Origin of the sequence: Flavobacterium sp. WG21 (genome assembly GCF_000335775.1) — a bacterium.
Taxonomy (GTDB): domain Bacteria; phylum Bacteroidota; class Bacteroidia; order Flavobacteriales; family Flavobacteriaceae; genus Flavobacterium; species Flavobacterium tructae.
Genome location: NZ_AMYW01000078.1, coordinates 1 through 863, shown reverse-complemented (window position 1 = coordinate 863; position 863 = coordinate 1). Strand labels below are relative to the sequence as shown.

General features: G+C 47.3%; 1 protein-coding gene. It reads left to right on the top strand.

The window, feature by feature from the left end; translation table 11 throughout:
* On the top strand, positions 1 to 790 hold a 790-nt coding region (locus tag C245_RS0122505; RefSeq protein ID WP_017498857.1), incomplete at its 5' end, for a hypothetical protein.
* Positions 791 to 863: the final 73 nt, after the last annotated feature.

The following is an 863-nucleotide window of genomic DNA, read 5'->3' as shown; positions in this document are numbered from 1 at the left end:
AGGAGCCTATACTTATTCATGGGCACCATCTGGAGGATCTGCCGCTACGGCTTCAAACTTAGCAGCAGGAACGTATACTGTGACCATTAAAGATGCTAATCTGTGTACCATCACTAAAACTTTTACCATCACCGAGCCTGCAGCCGCTCTAACAGCTACTACTTCGCAAACCAACGTACTTTGTAAATCAGATGCAACGGGGTCTGCAACGGTAACGCCTACTGGAGGAACCGGAGCCTATACGTATTCCTGGGCACCATCTGGGGGATCAGCCGCAACCGCTTCTAACTTAGCTGCCGGAACGTATACCGTAACGATTAAAGATGCCAATCTTTGTACCATCACTAAAACGTTTACCATCACTGAACCTGCAGCTGCATTAACTGCTACCACTTCGCAAACCAATGCGTCTTGTAATTCAGGAGCAACAGGGTCTGCAACGGTAACAGTTTCGGGAGGAACCGGGGCATACACTTATTCCTGGGCACCATCTGGAGGATCTGCAGCAACGGCTTCTAACTTAGCTGCCGGAACATACACCGTAACCATAAAAGATGCAAATCTGTGTACGATTACTAAAACTTTTACCATCACGGAGCCAAGCACAATAACTGCAACTACTTCGCAAACTAACGTACTTTGTAAATCAGATGCAACAGGATCTGCAACGGTAACCCCTACCGGAGGAACCGGAGCCTATACGTATTCCTGGTCACCATCTGGGAGGATCAGCAGCAACGGCTACAAACTTAGCTGCCGGAACGTATACCGTGACCATAAAAGATGCTAATCTTTGTAGTATAACTAAAACTTTTACCATCACAGAACCTGCAGCTGCATTGACTGCTACCACTTCGCAAACC